Annotated in this window: 16 protein-coding genes, 3 tRNA genes and 1 other RNA gene; 1 reads left to right on the top strand and 19 read right to left on the bottom strand. The window is 58.5% G+C overall.

The features are described 5' to 3' along the window. Positions 1 to 6: 6 nt before the first annotated feature. Both nadA and MHZ97_RS01460 read right to left on the bottom strand, forming a co-directional pair. Positions 7 to 1068: a quinolinate synthase NadA gene (gene nadA / locus MHZ97_RS01465; protein ID WP_103794942.1), complete on the bottom strand. Its 1062-nt coding sequence runs from the start codon at positions 1066 to 1068 to the stop codon at positions 7 to 9. A gap of 126 nt (positions 1069 to 1194) precedes the next feature. Further along, on the bottom strand, positions 1195 to 1725 hold the full coding sequence (locus MHZ97_RS01460) for a methylated-DNA--[protein]-cysteine S-methyltransferase (RefSeq protein ID WP_239312759.1): 531 nt from the start codon (positions 1723 to 1725) through the stop codon (positions 1195 to 1197). 157 nt (positions 1726 to 1882) lie between these two features. On the opposite strand from MHZ97_RS01460, the gene MHZ97_RS01455 reads away from it, so the two are divergent. Continuing rightward, positions 1883 to 3355: an AlkA N-terminal domain-containing protein gene (locus MHZ97_RS01455; protein WP_239312762.1), complete on the top strand. Its 1473-nt coding sequence runs from the start codon at positions 1883 to 1885 to the stop codon at positions 3353 to 3355. 81 nt (positions 3356 to 3436) lie between these two features. Here MHZ97_RS01455 and MHZ97_RS01450 read toward each other — a convergent pair. The 17 genes from MHZ97_RS01450 to sucC all read right to left on the bottom strand — a co-directional run bounded on the left by MHZ97_RS01450 (position 3437) and on the right by sucC (position 15784). Then, positions 3437 to 3570, bottom strand: a non-coding RNA gene (locus MHZ97_RS01450) — RtT sRNA. A 44-nt stretch (positions 3571 to 3614) separates the two neighbouring features. Continuing rightward, positions 3615 to 3690, bottom strand: a tRNA-Lys gene (locus MHZ97_RS01445). A 42-nt stretch (positions 3691 to 3732) separates the two neighbouring features. After that, a tRNA-Lys gene (locus tag MHZ97_RS01440) sits at positions 3733 to 3808 on the bottom strand. A gap of 68 nt (positions 3809 to 3876) precedes the next feature. Continuing rightward, a tRNA-Lys gene (locus MHZ97_RS01435) sits at positions 3877 to 3952 on the bottom strand. A 166-nt stretch (positions 3953 to 4118) separates the two neighbouring features. Then, the gene (cpoB, locus tag MHZ97_RS01430; protein ID WP_103794945.1) at positions 4119 to 4922 is read right to left on the bottom strand and encodes a cell division protein CpoB; all 804 of its coding nucleotides are present in this window, start codon (positions 4920 to 4922) and stop codon (positions 4119 to 4121) included. 9 nt (positions 4923 to 4931) lie between these two features. Further along, complete coding sequence (gene pal / locus MHZ97_RS01425) at positions 4932 to 5462, bottom strand: peptidoglycan-associated lipoprotein Pal (protein ID WP_033751676.1); 531 nt, start codon at positions 5460 to 5462, stop codon at positions 4932 to 4934. A gap of 63 nt (positions 5463 to 5525) precedes the next feature. Beyond that, on the bottom strand, positions 5526 to 6821 hold the full coding sequence (tolB, locus tag MHZ97_RS01420; RefSeq protein WP_103794946.1) for a Tol-Pal system beta propeller repeat protein TolB: 1296 nt from the start codon (positions 6819 to 6821) through the stop codon (positions 5526 to 5528). 115 nt (positions 6822 to 6936) lie between these two features. After that, positions 6937 to 8268 carry a cell envelope integrity protein TolA gene (tolA, locus tag MHZ97_RS01415; protein WP_239312779.1) on the bottom strand — a complete coding sequence of 444 codons (1332 nt, stop codon included), beginning with the start codon at positions 8266 to 8268 and terminating at the stop codon, positions 6937 to 6939. Between the two features lie 27 nt (positions 8269 to 8295). Continuing rightward, entirely contained in the window at positions 8296 to 8724 is a 429-nt protein-coding gene (tolR, locus tag MHZ97_RS01410; RefSeq protein WP_033751683.1) for a colicin uptake protein TolR, read from the bottom strand. A 13-nt stretch (positions 8725 to 8737) separates the two neighbouring features. Then, entirely contained in the window at positions 8738 to 9424 is a 687-nt protein-coding gene (tolQ, locus tag MHZ97_RS01405; protein ID WP_033751685.1) for a Tol-Pal system protein TolQ, read from the bottom strand. Further along, complete coding sequence (gene ybgC, locus MHZ97_RS01400) at positions 9421 to 9825, bottom strand: tol-pal system-associated acyl-CoA thioesterase (RefSeq protein WP_103794948.1); 405 nt, start codon at positions 9823 to 9825, stop codon at positions 9421 to 9423. The genes tolQ and ybgC overlap by 4 nt, the downstream gene beginning before the upstream one ends. 177 nt (positions 9826 to 10002) lie before the next feature. Further along, a complete protein-coding gene (gene ybgE / locus MHZ97_RS01395) occupies positions 10003 to 10296 on the bottom strand; it encodes a cyd operon protein YbgE (RefSeq protein ID WP_103794949.1) in 294 nt (97 codons plus the stop codon). Next, positions 10296 to 10409, bottom strand: a complete 114-nt coding sequence (gene cydX, locus MHZ97_RS01390; protein WP_065426323.1) for a cytochrome bd-I oxidase subunit CydX — start codon at positions 10407 to 10409, stop codon at positions 10296 to 10298. Before cydX ends, ybgE begins: the two co-directional genes overlap by 1 nt. A 15-nt stretch (positions 10410 to 10424) precedes the next feature. Next, positions 10425 to 11564, bottom strand: a complete 1140-nt coding sequence (gene cydB, locus MHZ97_RS01385; protein WP_239312782.1) for a cytochrome d ubiquinol oxidase subunit II — start codon at positions 11562 to 11564, stop codon at positions 10425 to 10427. A gap of 11 nt (positions 11565 to 11575) precedes the next feature. Then, positions 11576 to 13147, bottom strand: coding sequence for a cytochrome ubiquinol oxidase subunit I (gene cydA / locus MHZ97_RS01380; RefSeq protein ID WP_103794951.1), 1572 nt, complete (start codon positions 13145 to 13147; stop codon positions 11576 to 11578). Between the two features lie 595 nt (positions 13148 to 13742). Then, entirely contained in the window at positions 13743 to 14618 is an 876-nt protein-coding gene (gene sucD, locus MHZ97_RS01375) for a succinate--CoA ligase subunit alpha (protein ID WP_013025067.1), read from the bottom strand. Next, positions 14618 to 15784 carry an ADP-forming succinate--CoA ligase subunit beta gene (gene sucC / locus MHZ97_RS01370; RefSeq protein ID WP_239312785.1) on the bottom strand — a complete coding sequence of 389 codons (1167 nt, stop codon included), beginning with the start codon at positions 15782 to 15784 and terminating at the stop codon, positions 14618 to 14620. Before sucC ends, sucD begins: the two co-directional genes overlap by 1 nt. Between the last annotated feature and the right edge of the window lie 23 nt (positions 15785 to 15807).

Raw genomic sequence — 15807 nt, 5'->3', positions numbered from 1 at the left:
CGTTCCTCAGGCGTTCCCTTTTACCTTCAGTTTAAGTGCCGCAGCAAAAGAGAGCATGCGGTTGAGCGGCAATAATGCCGCCTCGCGCAGCGCGGCATCAACCTCTATTTCATGCTGCGCGCCGCCCTGCTCCAGCCCGTCGGCGATCGCTTTCAGGCCGTTCATCGCCATCCACGGGCAGTGGGCGCAGCTGCGGCAGGTCGCCCCTTCGCCCGCGGTCGGCGCTTCCAGCAGGGTTTTTTCCGGCACCGCCTGCTGCATTTTGTAGAAGATACCGCGATCGGTCGCCACGATCATTTGCGGATGCGGCAGCCGCTGCGCCGCCTGAATCAGCTGGCTGGTCGATCCCACCGCGTCGGCGAGATCGACCACCGCCTGCGGCGATTCCGGATGCACCAGCACCGCCGCGTCGGGATAGAGCGCCTTCATACGCAGCAGCGCCTGGGTTTTGAACTCGTCATGCACAATGCAGGCGCCCTGCCAGCAGAGCACGTCCGCGCCGGTTTTCTGCGTGACGTAGCGGCCGAGGTGGCGATCCGGCGCCCAGATGATTTTTTCGCCCAGGCTGTCGAGATGGTCGATCAGTTCAACCGCGATGCTGGAGGTGACCACCCAGTCGGCGCGCGCCTTGACCGCCGCCGAGGTGTTGGCGTAGACCACCACGGTACGGTCGGGATGGGCGTCGCAGAAGGCGGTGAACTCGTCGATGGGACAGCCCAGATCGAGCGAACACTCCGCCTGCAGCGTTGGCATCAGCACGGTTTTTTCCGGGCTGAGGATTTTGGCGGTTTCGCCCATAAAACGCACCCCCGCCACCAGCAGCGTCGACGCCGGATGCGCGCTACCGAAGCGCGCCATCTCCAGCGAGTCCGCCACGCAGCCGCCGGTCGCTTCCGCCAGCGCCTGAATTTCCGGGTCGGTGTAGTAGTGAGCCACCATCACCGCGTCGCGCTCTTTAAGCAGGCGTTTGATTTTGCTCAGGTAAAATTCTTTTTCGTCGCCGCTGAGGCGCGCGGGTTTTGCTGGAAAGGGCCAGGCTGCGTTTTCTGTATCGAATAAAGCACTCATCACACCGCTCTCGTTTTATCAAATGAACGAAAATCGCTGAAAATGGCGAAAACCTGCGTTCAGCCCGCCATCATGTTTTATATGCTAAACAAGATAGCGGAAACGCGCAGCGGTGTCGTGCTCTTTTTATACGCGCGGCGGTGAAGACTCCTCGGCAAACAGCGGCAGCACCGCCGCCTTTTGCGGCATTTCCAGATCCAGCAGAAAGGCTTTTACCTCCAGGCCGCCGGCAAAACCGGTCAGCTTGCCGTTGGCGCCGATGACGCGATGGCAAGGCGCGACGATCGAGATCGGGTTTCTGCCGTTGGCCGCGCCAACCGCGCGCACCGCCTGCGGATGGCCGATCTGGCGGGCGATTTCGCTGTAGCTGCGCGTTTCGCCAAAGGGGATCGCCACCAGCGCGCTCCACACTTTTTTCTGAAACTCGGTGCCGACAAAGTCGAGCGGCAGCGTGAAGGCGCGGCGCTCGCCGACAAAGTACTCCCGCAGCTGGCGTTCCGCCTCCATCAGAATTGGATGCGCCTCGTCGCGCGTTTGCGGCAGAAAGCGCGCGCCGTGCGGGTCGTCATTTTTCCAGAGGATGCCTGCAAGCCCGCGTTCGCTCGCCACCAGCTTTAGCTCGCCCACCGGCGTGGAGACAAGTTTGTAGTGATACATAATGCTGTTCTCCCTGTTTAAGACATCCGCTATTGTCGCATTTTAGCCATACTGCGCTGGCCGTTTTCGGCCACCAGACTAAACTGCTTTGCTGTCCGAAAACAGCGAGTCTGCATCAGAAAGCGGGTATAGGCTCTGTTTATTTGCAGGAGTCACTATGTTCGATCCTGAGATTGCTTATCAGGCGCTTACCTCGCGCGATACCCGTTTCGACGGCGTGTTTTTCGTCGGCGTTACCTCGACCGGCATCTACTGCCGCCCCATCTGCCCGGTTAAAGCGCCGCAGCAGAAGAACTGCCTGTTTTTCGCCAGCGCCGAAGCGGCGGAGAAGGCCCATTTCCGCCCCTGCCTGCGCTGCCGCCCCGAGCTTGCGCCGGGCAATGCGCCGGTCGATCAGCCTCACCGCGTGGCGGACAGGCTGATTCAGCGCATCGAAGAGGGCATGCTGGAGGAGAGCGAAGGGCTGGAGGCGATCGCCGCCGAGTTTGGCGTCAGCCTGCGCCAGCTGCGCCGCATCGTGCAGCAGGAGCTGGGCGTGTCGCCGCTGGAGCTGAAGCAGACGCGGCGCATGCTGCTGGCGAAGCAGCTGCTGACGGAGACGCAGCTGCCGGTGACGGAAGTTGCCTATGCCAGCGGCTTTAGCAGCCTGCGCCGCTTTAACGATGTGTTTCGGGCGCGCTATCGCCTGACGCCGAGCGCGCTGCGCAAAGGCGTCAGCGCCTCGACGCGCGCGCAGCCGGGCGACAGCACCACCCTGCTGATGGTCTACCGGCCGCCCTACGACTGGCAGGCGATGCTGGCCTTTTTGCAGACCCATGTGATGAAAGAGGTCGAGGCGGTGCAGGAGGACGCGTACCGCCGCACCGTGGCGCTGGGCCGCTGCCGCGGCTGGATCAGCGTGTCGCATCTGCCGCAGAAGAGCGCGCTGCAGCTGACGTTTTCTACCTCGCTAACGCCGGTGCTGCCGCTGCTGCTGCGCCGCCTGCGCGATCTGTTCGACCTTAACGCGCAGCCGCAGCTGATTGCTGCCCGGCTGGCGCAGGATGCGCTGCTGGCGCCAGGCCTGGCGCGCCAACCCGGCCTGCGCGTGCCGGGCGCATTCGACGCCTTTGAGCTTGGCGTGCGCGCCATTATCGGTCAGCAGGTAACGGTGAAGGCCGCGACCACCGTGAGCAGCCGTTTTGCCGCCGCCTTTGGCGAGCCCTGCGTGACCCCCTTTGCCGATTTGACGCGCTACGCCGCGCTGCCGGAGCGCGTCGCCAGCCTGACGGTGGACGACGTCGCGCCGCTCGGTATCGTCAGCGCGCGTTCACGCGCCATTATCGCCTTTGCGCAGGCGTGCGCCGGGGGATCGCTGCGCTTTAACGCCACGCAGTCGCCGGAGGCGGTGATGAAGCAGCTGGTGGCACTGCCGGGCATCGGCCCCTGGACGGCGCACTATATTGCGATGCGCGCCCTGCGCTGGCCGGACGCGTTTCCCAAGGAGGATATCGCTATTCGTAATAATCTGGGCGGCCTGAAGCCCGCCGAGGCGGAGGCGCGTTCGCAGCAGTGGCGTCCGTGGCGCAGCTATGCGGTGATGCATATCTGGGAGAATCTCACCGTAGCAAAGGCGAAGAAAGAATCTTAACGAGGCGCAGGATAGCCATAGCTGCAGGTATAGTGCGCGGCGCAGAGGTAGCGAGCGCGATCGCAAAGGAATCCCACATCCCTGTGGGTCGTGCAGGATTTGCCTCGGCCCGTCCAGGGCCTCGCCCTGCGGGTGATGCTGCGCATCAGCCTGAATCGCCTCGGCGATTCAGTCGAACCTGCGCAGCTTCTCATCCTGCACGCTAGCCTGCGTGCGCACAGAAACGAAAAAAGCGCCCAGTGGGCGCTTCTTTCTGAATTGGTGGGTCGTGCAGGATTCGAACCTGCGACCAATTGATTAAAAGTCAACTGCTCTACCAACTGAGCTAACGACCCGCTCGGGGCTTACAACCCGCAAACCTGAAGCCTGCGTAAAGATGGTGGGTCGTGCAGGATTCGAACCTGCGACCAATTGATTAAAAGTCAACTGCTCTACCAACTGAGCTAACGACCCATCTTTAGGTTGTGAAGCAATGCTGAAGTTTCGCAGCAACAGAGAAGAAAACCTGTTCGCTGAGAAGATGGTGGGTCGTGCAGGATTCGAACCTGCGACCAATTGATTAAAAGTCAACTGCTCTACCAACTGAGCTAACGACCCATCTTCAGGCTTGCCAGACACATTTGCAATCTGTCCCGGCAACGGCGGCATATATTACTGATTTACCGAGGTAGCGCAACCCTTATTTTCCACCAGCAGCGTCAACTGCTTACCTTTCATGCTGCCAGACCAGAAATCAGGCAAATTCCGGTGCTGGCTGCACAAATTACAGCCCGTCGAGACGTTTTTGCGCCTGCTTTGCCGAATCGGTATTGGGGTAAAGTTTTATCACCTGCTGGAAAACGGCCTTAGCTTTCGCCGTGTCCTTTTTCTCCTGCATGATAACGCCAACCTTTAACAACGCTTCAGCCGCCTTCGGCGACTTCGGGTAATTTTTAACCACGGTGGCGTAATAGTACGCCGCGTCGTCTTTTTTACCCTTGTTGTAGTTCAACTGACCCAGCCAGTAATTGGCGTTCGGCTGGTAGGTTGAGTCAGGATAGCGCTTGACCCACGCCTGCAGCGCGGTAATCGCCTGGTCATACTGTTTTTTTTCCAGAATCAGCGCCACCGCGGCGTTATAGTCGCTGTTGGCGTCGCCGCTCTGCACCGGCGCGCCTGATGAGGCTGCAGCCGCGCCGCCTGCGTCTGCCGCTGCGCCGGTATCGGCGCTCGCCGCTGGCGCATCCGTGCCGCTTTGCGCCGCGCTGTTTGCGCCGCTGCTGCTCAGGCTGTCGATCTGCTGATAGAGCTGCTTCTGCCGCTCGATAACCTGATTAAGCTGGTAGCTGTTTTGCTGGATTTGCCCGCGCAGCGAATCGATGTCGCTTTGGTTGTCACTCATCTGCTGCTGCAGTTGCTGCAGAAGCTGAGCCTGGGCGTTGGAAATGCGTTCAAGAGTGGTGACGCGGTCTTCGACCGAGCCAGAGCCGACGTTACTGATTGATGCCTGGGCATTAGCGGCCCAGGGGGCCGCTACGCCAACCAGTAACGACAGACCCAACAGGTGAAGTCTGAAGTTACTAATCATGTGATTCTCTTAGTAGACCAGAACGGCACGACGGTTTTTAGAGTAAGCCGCTTCGTCATGACCCAGAACAGCCGGTTTCTCTTTACCGTAAGAGACGATAGACATCTGGTCAGCCGACACGCCTTTGCCCTGCAGGTACATCTTCACGGCGTTAGCACGACGCTCGCCCAGTGCGATGTTGTATTCCGGCGTACCGCGCTCATCCGCGTGACCTTCGATGGTCACTTTGTATGACGGGTTGCTGCGCAGGAAGGCTGCGTGCTGGTCCAGCATCTGAGCGTAGTCAGACTGCACGTCATACTTGTCCAGACCGAAGTAGACGATGTTGTTCTGCTGCAGCTGCTGCATCTGCAGACGCGCCTGCTCGTCAGAAGACATGTTGCCGTTGCCGCTGCCGTTCATGCCAGCACCGTTGCCGTAAGCGCCGTCAGCGCCCATGCCAGTCTGGTCATTGTTGTTATTTTTGTGTGAGCTACAAGCGGCTACAGCCAGAACCGGCAGAGCCAGCATCAACCCTTTCAGCACTTTGTTCAGTTGCATTTTTTTATCCTGTTATATTGTTTATCATACATTTAACCCCCTGCTGCGCAGGGGACCTATGCATTACAGATACGGCGACCAGGCAGGTGATTTTACCTGTCCATCAGTTGCCGGAAGACGCGCTTTGAAACGCCCATCTGTTGATACCAACTGCAACACGGAACCCATCCCCTGAGTAGAGCTATAGATTACCATCGTGCCGTTTGGAGCCAGACTTGGCGATTCATCCAGGAACGTGCTCGTTAACGTTTGAACGGCTCCCGTTACCAGATCCTGTTTGGCGACATGCTGAGCGCCACCGGCGCTGCTGATCATCACCATGGTTTTACCATCGGCAGAGACATCCGCATCCTGGTTTTGTGAACCTTCCCAGGTAATACGTTGTGGCGCACCGCCGTTGATACCAATTTTATAAATTTGAGGCGCTCCAGCCTGATCCGAGGTGTACGCCAGCGTCTGGCTATCCGGGAACCAGCTCGGTTCTGTGCTGTTGTAGCGACCGTCGGTGATTTGACGCGTCTGGCCGGAAGCCAGGTCCATCACATAGAGGTTCAGGCTGCCTGTTTTTGACAGCGCGAAAGCGAGTTTCGTCCCATCCGGCGAGAAGGCCGGCGCGCCGTTATGACGCGGGAATGAGGCAACCTGGCGAATAGCGCCGTTTGACAGCGTCTGCACCACCAGCGCCGATTTACCGCTTTCAAAGGTCACGTAGGCCACTTTGCTGCCGTCTGGCGACCAGGCCGGAGACATCAGCGGCTGAGGCGAGCGGTGCACCACAAACTGGTTAAAGCCATCGTAGTCAGAGACGCGCAGCTCATACGGGAACTGGCCGCCGTTGGTCTGCACCACGTAGGCGATACGGGTACGGAATGCGCCCTTAACGCCGGTCAGCTTTTCGAACACTTCGTCGCTGGCGGTGTGCGCAGCATAGCGCAGCCACTGTTTAGTAACTTTGTAAGAGTTCTGCGCCAGAACGGTTCCCGGCGCGCCGCCGGTGTCCACCAGCTGATAGGCAACCTGATAGCTGCCATCTGGATTCGGCGTGACCTGACCAACGACCACCGCATCGATACCCAGCGCGCTCCAGGCGGCAGGCTGAACTTCCTGCGCGCTGGTCGGCTGCTGCGGCAGACGTGAACGATCGATGGGATTGAATTTACCGCTGTTGCGTAAGTCAGCAGAGACGATGCCGCCAACATCCTCAGGCGCGGCGCCTGAGCCAGCCCATTTAAACGGCACCACACCAATTGGGCGCGCGGTGTTTACGCCCTGCGTAATTTCAATGCGTACTTCTGCGTGGAGCATTGCCGCCCACAGCAGAACAAAAAAACCTAAGGTTACACGAAGTGCCTGCTTCATCTTTTCTCCCTTACCTGAACCTGAGTTCATGATAATTCGCACAGTTCCTGAAAAACACGAGTATTCATTAAGTACGGCAAGCTAACCTTAGTCCAACCTGCCGTGGGTTACTGCATTATTCCGGTTTGAAACGCATCGGCGCGTTTTTAAACACTTCATAGACTGCTTGCGATGGCGGCTTAGGAATACGAGCCTGCTTCGCGGCAGCAATCGCCGCCTGGCATAATGCTGGGTCGCCACCTTCAGATTTAACGTCAATCAGCAAACCATCGGGCGCCAGCTTGATACGCAGGTTACACTCTTTCCCCTTATAAGTATCAGCATCATAGAAGCGGCTCTGAATCGCGCCCACAACCTGTCCCAGATAAGAGTTGATCTCTGCGCCTGACGCGCCGGCTTTCTTCTGATTGCCCTGCCCTGCCGTGCCGCCGCCAGCGGTGCCACTTTTCGGCGCATTCTTACCAGAGGTCAGGCCGCCAAGCAGATCGTCGACGTCGCTGCTGTTTTTCGCCGCTTCCGCCGCCGCTTTTTTCTTCGCGTCGGCGGCAGCCTTCGCTTTCGCGGCCGCATCGGCTTTGGCTTTCGCCTCGGCCGCCGCTTTCTCTTTAGCGGCTTCCGCTTTTTCTTTTGCTTCCTGCGCCGCCTTCTCTTTGGCTGCTTCAGCTTTCTCTTTTGCTTCCTGCGCCGCCTTCTCTTTGGCCGCTTCAGCTTTCTCTTTCGCTTCCTGCGCCGCCTTCTCTTTGGCCGCTTCAGCTTTCTCTTTCGCTTCCTCGGCCGCTTTGGCCTTCGCCTCCTGCGCCGCTTTGGCTTTCGCCTTCGCATCGGCTGCTGCTTTTGCCTCGGCTACCGCTTTCTCTTTGGCGGCGGATGCGGCGGCGGCTTTCGCCTGCTCTTCCGCTTTTTTCTTCGCGTCGGCAGCAGCCTGTTTCGCCTGCTCTTCCGCCTTCTGCGCCGCCTCGGCAGCCGCCTTGGCCTGCGCCTGCGCTTCCGCTTTCGCATCAGCTTTCGCCTGCGCCGCGGCCGCCTCAGCCGCTTTCTGCTGCTCCTGCGCTGCTTTGGCTGCGGCTTCCGCCTGTTTCTGCTGCTCAGCCTGCGCTTTCGCCGCTTCCTGCGCCTGCAGGCGCTCTTTTTCCAGCGCTTTCAGACGCTGCTGTTCCGCGGCCTGCTTCTGCTGCAGCTCTTCAGCCTGCTGCTGCGCCTGTTTCTCACGCTGCTTCTCGGCGCGCTGACTGTCGCTTTTCTGGTTCTGCTGACGATTGTACTGCTCGACCACGGCGCCGGGATCGACCATTACCGCGTCGATGTCGCTGCCGCCGCCGCCGCCGCTCGCCTCAATCTTCTCGTTGAACGAGCTCCAGATCAGCAGGGCGATCAGCACCACGTGCAGAGCCACCGATATAATTATCGCGCGCTTTAACTTCTCGTTTTGCTCGGTTGCCTTCGACACACTCGGTTCCCAAAAAACGGTTCGACTTTAAATCGGCTGCGTCATCAAACCGACAGATTTAACGCCTGCCTGGTGCAGCAGGTTGAGCGCTTTAATAATTTCGTCATAGGGCACATCCTTCGCGCCGCCGATTAAAAAGACGGTTTTCGGATTCGCCTCGATGCGACGCTGCGCCTCGCTTACCACCTGCTCCGGCGGCAGCTGCTCCATACGATCGTGATCCACCACCAGGCTGTACTGGCCAACGCCCGAGACCTCAACGATGACCGGCGGATTATCGTCGCTGGAGACCGTTTTCGAATCGGTGGCGTCCGGCAGATCCACTTCTACGCTCTGGGTAATGATCGGCGCTGTCGCCATAAAGATCAGCAGCAGCACCAGCAGGACGTCGAGCAGCGGAACGATATTGATTTCCGATTTCAGGTCGCGGCGGCCGCGACCACGTACTCTGGCCATGGGTTACCTCCGCTTACTTCGCGCTGTCGCTGGAGAAGGCCTGACGGTGCAGGATGGCCGTAAACTCTTCCATAAAGTTGTCGTAGCCCTGCTCCAGTTTGTTAACGCGCTGGTTCAGTCGGTTGTAGGCCATTACCGCCGGAATTGCCGCAAAGAGGCCGATCGCGGTGGCGATCAGGGCTTCAGCGATGCCGGGTGCAACCATCTGCAGCGTCGCCTGTTTCACCGCGCCCAGCGCGATAAAGGCGTGCATAATGCCCCATACGGTGCCGAACAGGCCGATATAGGGACTGATAGAGCCGACGGTGCCGAGGAAAGGAATATGGTTTTCCAGCGTTTCCAGCTCGCGGTTCATCGAGATGCGCATTGCGCGGCTGGCCCCCTCCACCACCGCTTCAGGCGCGTGGCTGTTGGCGCGGTGCAGACGGGCGAACTCTTTAAAACCGGCGTAGAAGATCTGCTCTGAACCGCTCAGCTCTTCGCGACGCCCCTGACTCTCCTGATAGAGACGCGACAGCTCGATGCCGGACCAGAATTTATCTTCAAAGGCTTCCGCCTCGCGTCCCGCCGCGTTCAAAATTCGGGTGCGCTGAATAATGATGGCCCATGAGGCAATGGAAAAGCCGATCAAAATCAACATGATAAGTTTGACCAGAAGGCTCGCCTTCAGGAACAAATCAAGAACGTTCATGTCAGTCACTGCTTGAACTCCGCGACAATAGACTTGGGAAGCGCAATCGGCTTCATAAGATGTGGGTTAATGCAGGCAATCAGGACTTCTGCTTCATTCAGGACTCTGCCTTCTGCATTCACGATACGCTGGGAAAATGTCATGGTTGCGCGCGTCATCGCGGTCACTTCGCTCTGGATCTCCAGAAGGTCGTCAAGACGCGCCGCCGCAACATAGTCCACCGTCATGCGCCGCACCACAAAAGCCACCTGCTGTTCCAGCAGCCTTTGCTGATTGAAATGGCGCTGACGCAGCATTTCGGTACGTGCTCGTTCATAAAAAGCGATATAGCTGGCATGGTAAACCACGCCACCAGCATCGGTGTCTTCGTAATAGACCCGAACCGGCCAGCGAAACAGCGTTGTACTCACTCTACATCCCGGTCTCGTTTTTAAACGTTGCTACTATACGCAAGAGATTTGGGGTTGGGAATGGGATGCCAGAGCCAGGAGAAAATAATTATCGGAAGGTAACAATCAGAAGGATTTTCAGTAGATTTCTTGACCTGCCGCTGACAATACCCCACGACCAGCGGCGGCAATTGCTCGTCAGCGCCAGAACCAGTAGAGCGCAAACAGCAGAACGATCAGAGCCACCAGCGGCGAGAAGAGCGCCTGCCAGCGCGTCCGGCGCGGATGAAAGCCTGTGCCGTGGATCACGCCAGCGCAGACCGCCCAGATAACCAGAATGCCCTGCCAGACCGACAGCGTGCTGGTGTGCGCGGCGTAGCGCGAGGGATCCCAGAATAAGCAGCCCGCAACAATCAGCGCCAGGATGAGCGAAAGGGCCCGCAAGGGCCCTTTGTTCATCAGACGGTATGACGTCCGAATCAGTTTGCGCATCAGGCGCGCTCGTCCTGCGCGGCGCTATCTTCAACGTGCTCCAGCGCCAGCGCGGTGATGATGCCGAAAGCGCAGGCCAGCAAGGTGCCGAGAATCCAGGCAAAGTACCACATGCGTCGTCTCCTTAATCAGTAGAGAGAGTGCGTATTGCGCTCAATATGTTCTTTAGTAATACGCCCGTACATCTTGTAGTAGCACCAGCTGGTGTAGGCCAGAATAATCGGGACGAAGATAATGGCGGCAAAGGTCATCACCGTCAGGGTGCGCTGGCTCGAGGTGGAGTCCCACATTGTCAGGCTCATGCCGGGTTCAATGCTCGACGGCATGATAAAGGGAAACAGCGCGATGCCGGCGGTCATAATCACGCACGCCAGCGTCAGCGACGAGCTGATGAACGCCCAGCCCCCCTTCTCGCAGCGCGAGAAGATCACCGTCAGCAGCGGCAGCAGCACGCCGAGCAGCGGGAAGAGCCACAGCACCGGCATATGGTTAAAGTTCACCAGCCAGGCGCCCGCCTCGCGCACCACGGTTTTACCCAGCGGGTTCGACGCCGCGTGGTGATCGATGGCGCTGGTAATCACGTAACCGTCGATGCCATATTTCACCCAGACGCCCGCCAGCGCGAAGCAGACCAGCATCACCAGCGCCGCCACCTGCGCCACCGCGCGCGACCGCAGGTGCAGCTCGCCCTCGGTACGCATCTGCAAATAGGTCGCGCCCTGGGTCAGGATCATCGCCACGCTGACCACGCCCGCCAGCAGCCCGAACGGATTGAGCAGCTGGAAGAAGTTGCCGGTGTAGTCGAGGCGCAAGAATTCATCCGCATGGAACGGCACGCCCTGCAGCAGATTGCCGAACGCCACGCCAATAACCAGCGGCGGCACAAAGCTGCCGATGAAAACGCCCCAGTCCCACATGCCGCGCCAGCGCATATCTTCAATTTTAGAACGATAATCGAAACCCACTGGACGAAAAAAGAGTGACGCCAGTACCAGAATCATCGCCACATAGAAGCCGGAGAAGGCGGCGGCATAGACCATCGGCCAGGCGGCAAACAGCGCGCCGCCGGCGGTGATCAGCCAGACCTGGTTGCCGTCCCAGTGCGGCGCGATGCTGTTGATCATAATGCGGCGTTCGGTGTCGTTGCGCCCCATCAGACGCGTCAGCATGCCGACGCCCATATCAAAGCCGTCCGCCACGGCGAAGCCCACCAGCAAGATGCCGATCAACAGCCACCAGACAAAGCGCAGAACTTCATAATCAAACATGGTTGCTCTCCTTAACCGCGTGCCGGCTCAGCCGCCGTTGCGACCTGCTCATGGTGATAGCGTCCGGTTTTCAGGCTGCTCGGCCCGAGGCGCGCGAATTTAAACATCAGGTACATCTCCGCCACGAGGAAGAGCGTGTAGAGACCGCAGATCAGCAGCATGGAAAAGAGCAGATCGCCTACGGTCAGCGAGGAGTTGGCCACCGAGGTCGGCAGCACTTCGCCAATCGCCCACGGCTGACGGCCATATTCGGCGACGAACCAGCCCGCCTCGACCGCAATCCACGGCAGCGGCATACCGTAGAGCGCCGCCTTCAGTAGCCAGCGAGACTTGCCGACGCGGTTGCGGATCACGCTCCAGAAGGAGAAGGTAATAATGCCCAGCAGCAGCACTCCCGCCAGCACCATGATACGGAAGGCGAAATAGAGCGGCGCCACGCGAGGAATAGAGTCTTTCACCGCCTGTTTGATTTGCGCCTCGGTGGCATCCGCCACGTTCGGGGTATAGCGTTTCAGCAACAGCCCATAGCCCAGATCCTCTTTGCTCTGGTCGAAGGCCGCGCGCACCGCCGGATCCTCGCTGCCGCCGCGCAGCTGGTTCAGCAGCGCGTAGGCTTTCATGCCGTTGCGGATGCGCACCTCATGCTGCGCCATCAGATCTTTCAGGCCGGTGACCGGCGTATCGATAGATCGCGTGGCGATCAGGCCAAGCAGGCCAGGGATCTGCACCGCCGCGGCGTTTTCCTGTTTCTCCTGATTCGGCAGGCCAAACAGCGTAAAGGCTGCCGGCGCAGGCTGGGTTTCCCATTCGGCTTCGATGGCGGCGAGCTTGGTTTTCTGCACGTCGCCCATTTCGTAGCCCGACTCATCGCCCAGCACGATAACCGACAGCACGGCCGCCATGCCGAAGCTGGCCGCAATGGCGAACGAACGCTTCGCAAAGGCAACGTCGCGGCCCTTCAGCAGATACCAGGCGCTGATGCCGAGGATAAACATCGCGCCGGTGGTGTAGCCCGCCGCCACGGTATGCACAAACTTCACCTGCGCTACCGGGTTAAGCACCAGCTCAGAGAAGCTCAGCATCTCCATACGCATGGTTTCGTAGTTAAACGCCGAGGCGATGGGATTCTGCATCCAGCCGTTCGCCACCAGGATCCAGAGCGCCGACAGGTTAGAACCGAGCGCCACCAGCCAGGTGACCGCCAGATGCTGCGTTTTGCTCAGGCGATCCCAGCCGAAGAAAAACAGGCCGACAAAGGTGGATTCCAGGAAGAACGCCATCAGCCCTTCAATGGCGAGCGGCGCACCGAAGATGTCGCCGACGTAGTGAGAGTAATAAGACCAGTTAGTCCCGAACTGAAATTCCATGGTCAGGCCGGTAGCTACACCCAGCGCAAAGTTAATGCCGAATAACTTGCCCCAGAATTTAGTCATATCTTTATAAATTTGTTTGCCGCTCAGGACGTAAACCGTTTCCATAATGGCCAGCAAAAACGCCATACCCAGCGTAAGCGGGACAAACAGGAAATGGTACATCGCCGTTAAGGCAAACTGTAAACGCGACAGCTCGACGATATCTAGCATAATGACTCCTTGCTCCTCGCATGACCTTACTTTGCGAATAACAACGACGAACAGCTGGCATTAACGCAGTGAATAAGATCAGGAACGACTGTTTATTAATTCCAGTTTTTTATTACTGATAGATCTCACTCATTCGCGGCCCGAGGTGAGCGAGTAACAGTGGTGAAACTTCCCCGAAAAACACCATTCAGTTCAATTTCAGGCTGGCGAGAGAAAAGCGGCCGGCATTGATTTACCGCTAATTAGCGCAATCTCCTGAGTCTATTTGGAAGCGACTGAATTGATGCAGCGCAATTAAAACCGGTTGGCTTACGCTTTGCCAGCGGTAAAGTTTGTTAAATAGCGGGGTTTGTTGATCTGGATTAAAGCTTTTAATATCGCGATATGTAGCAATAAGAATATTGTTAATTAGTTGTCACTGATAAATAGCGTAATTAAGAAAAGCATTACCTTTCATCTCACTTTTTAACTTTCCTTCTTAAAAGAAACTTTTTGGCTTCTCCCCGCCAGAATAACGGATCGCACCGCCCTGCTCTCGCCGCAGGCAAAAAAAAAGCCACCCCGAAGGGTGGCCTGATAGCTGATGCATCCGCGCTTATTTCGCCGGCAGCACCGCTTTTACCGCGTCGCCGATATCTGCGAGGCTGCGCACGGTTTTCACGCCCGCCGCTTCCAGCGCCGCGAACTTCTCGTCCGCCGTGCCTTTACCGCCGGCGATGATTGCGCCCGCATGGCCCATACGCTTGCCTTTCGGCGCGGTCACGCCGGCGATATAGCCAACAACCGGCTTGGTAACGTGCTCTTTAATGAACGCCGCCGCCTCTTCTTCCGCGCTGCCGCCGATCTCACCGATCATCACGATCGCTTCGGTCTGCGGGTCATCCTGGAACATTTTCAGGATGTCGATGAAGTTAGAGCCTGGGATCGGGTCGCCGCCGATGCCGACGCAGGTCGACTGGCCGTAGCCGATGTCCGTGGTCTGCTTCACCGCTTCATAGGTCAGGGTGCCTGAACGCGACACGATGCCGACGCGGCCCGGCTGGTGAATGTGGCCCGGCATGATGCCGATTTTGCATTCGCCTGGGGTGATCACGCCCGGACAGTTCGGGCCGATCATACGCACGCCCGCTTCGTCCAGCTTCATTTTCACCGTCAGCATATCCAGCGTCGGGATACCTTCGGTGATGGTGATGATCAGTTTGATACCGGCATCAATCGCTTCCAGGATACCGTCTTTGCAGAACGGTGCCGGAACGTAGATTACGGTTGCGGTCGCGCCAGTGGCTTCTACCGCTTCGCGCACGGTGTTGAACACCGGCAGGCCGAGATGGGTGGTGCCGCCTTTACCTGGCGTCACGCCGCCAACCAGCTGCGTGCCGTAGGCCAGCGCCTGTTCAGAGTGGAACGTACCCTGACCGCCAGTGAAACCCTGGCAAATCACTTTAGTGTTTTTGTCGATCAGAATAGACATTATTTCCCCTCCGCAGCCGCAACAACGCGCTGTGCCGCGTCTGTCAGGCTGGTTGCTGCAATGATGTTCAGGCCGCTGTCCGCCAGTTTCTGTGCGCCCAGCTCAGCGTTGTTTCCTTCCAGACGTACCACAACCGGTACGTTAACGCCCACTTCGGCTACCGCGCCGATGATGCCGTCAGCAATCAGGTCGCAGCGTACGATGCCGCCGAAGATGTTGACGAATACCGCTTTTACCGCGTCGTCGGAGAGGATGATTTTAAAGGCTTCGGTAACGCGCTCTTTGGTGGCGCCGCCGCCTACGTCGAGGAAGTTAGCCGGCTGGCCGCCGTGGTGCTTAACGATGTCCATGGTGCCCATCGCTAGGCCTGCGCCGTTAACCATACAGCCGATGTTGCCTTCCAGCGCCACGTAGTTCAGTTCCCACTGCGTAGCGTGTGCTTCACGCGGGTCTTCCTGGCTCGGATCGCGCATTTCACGCAGCTCCGGCTGGCGGAACAGCGCATTGCCGTCCACGCCCAGTTTGCCGTCGAGGCAGACCAGGTCGCCCTGCTTAGTGATCACCAGCGGGTTGATCTCTACCAGCGCCAGGTCGCGCTCGAGGAACATGGTCGCCAGGCCCATAAAGATTTTGGTGAACTGGCTGACCTGCTTACCGGTCAGGCCGAGTTTGAACGCCAGCTCGCGGCCCTGATAAGGCTGCGGGCCCGCCAGCGGATCGAGCGCCATTTTGTGGATCAGGTGCGGGGTCTCTTCCGCCACTTTCTCAATCTCAACGCCGCCTTCGGTAGAGGCCATAAAGACCACGCGACGGGTAGCACGGTCAACCACCGCGCCCAGGTAGAGTTCCTGATCGATGTCGGTCGCCGCTTCAACCAGGATCTGGTTTACCGGCTGCCCTTCGGCGTCAGTTTGATAGGTCACCAGGCGTTTGCCCAGCCAGTGTTCAGCGAAAGCACGGATATCTTCCTTGCTGTTAACCACTTTCACGCCGCCCGCTTTACCGCGTCCACCGGCATGAACCTGACATTTTACTACCCACGGGCCTGCACCAATTTTAGAGGCCGCTTCTTCTGCTTCGCGTGGCGTAGTACAGGCGTAGCCAGTGGGTGCCGGCATACCATACCGTGCAAACAGCTGTTTCGCCTGGTATTCGTGTAAGTTCATGATGTTCTATCCATTCAGGTCTG

The sequence above is a fragment of the Pantoea sp. ACRSC genome (genome assembly GCF_022346785.1).
Classification (GTDB): domain Bacteria; phylum Pseudomonadota; class Gammaproteobacteria; order Enterobacterales; family Enterobacteriaceae; genus Pantoea; species Pantoea alvi.
Note: the sequence above shows the minus strand (reverse complement) of the source record. Positions and strands in the feature narration are given on the sequence as shown.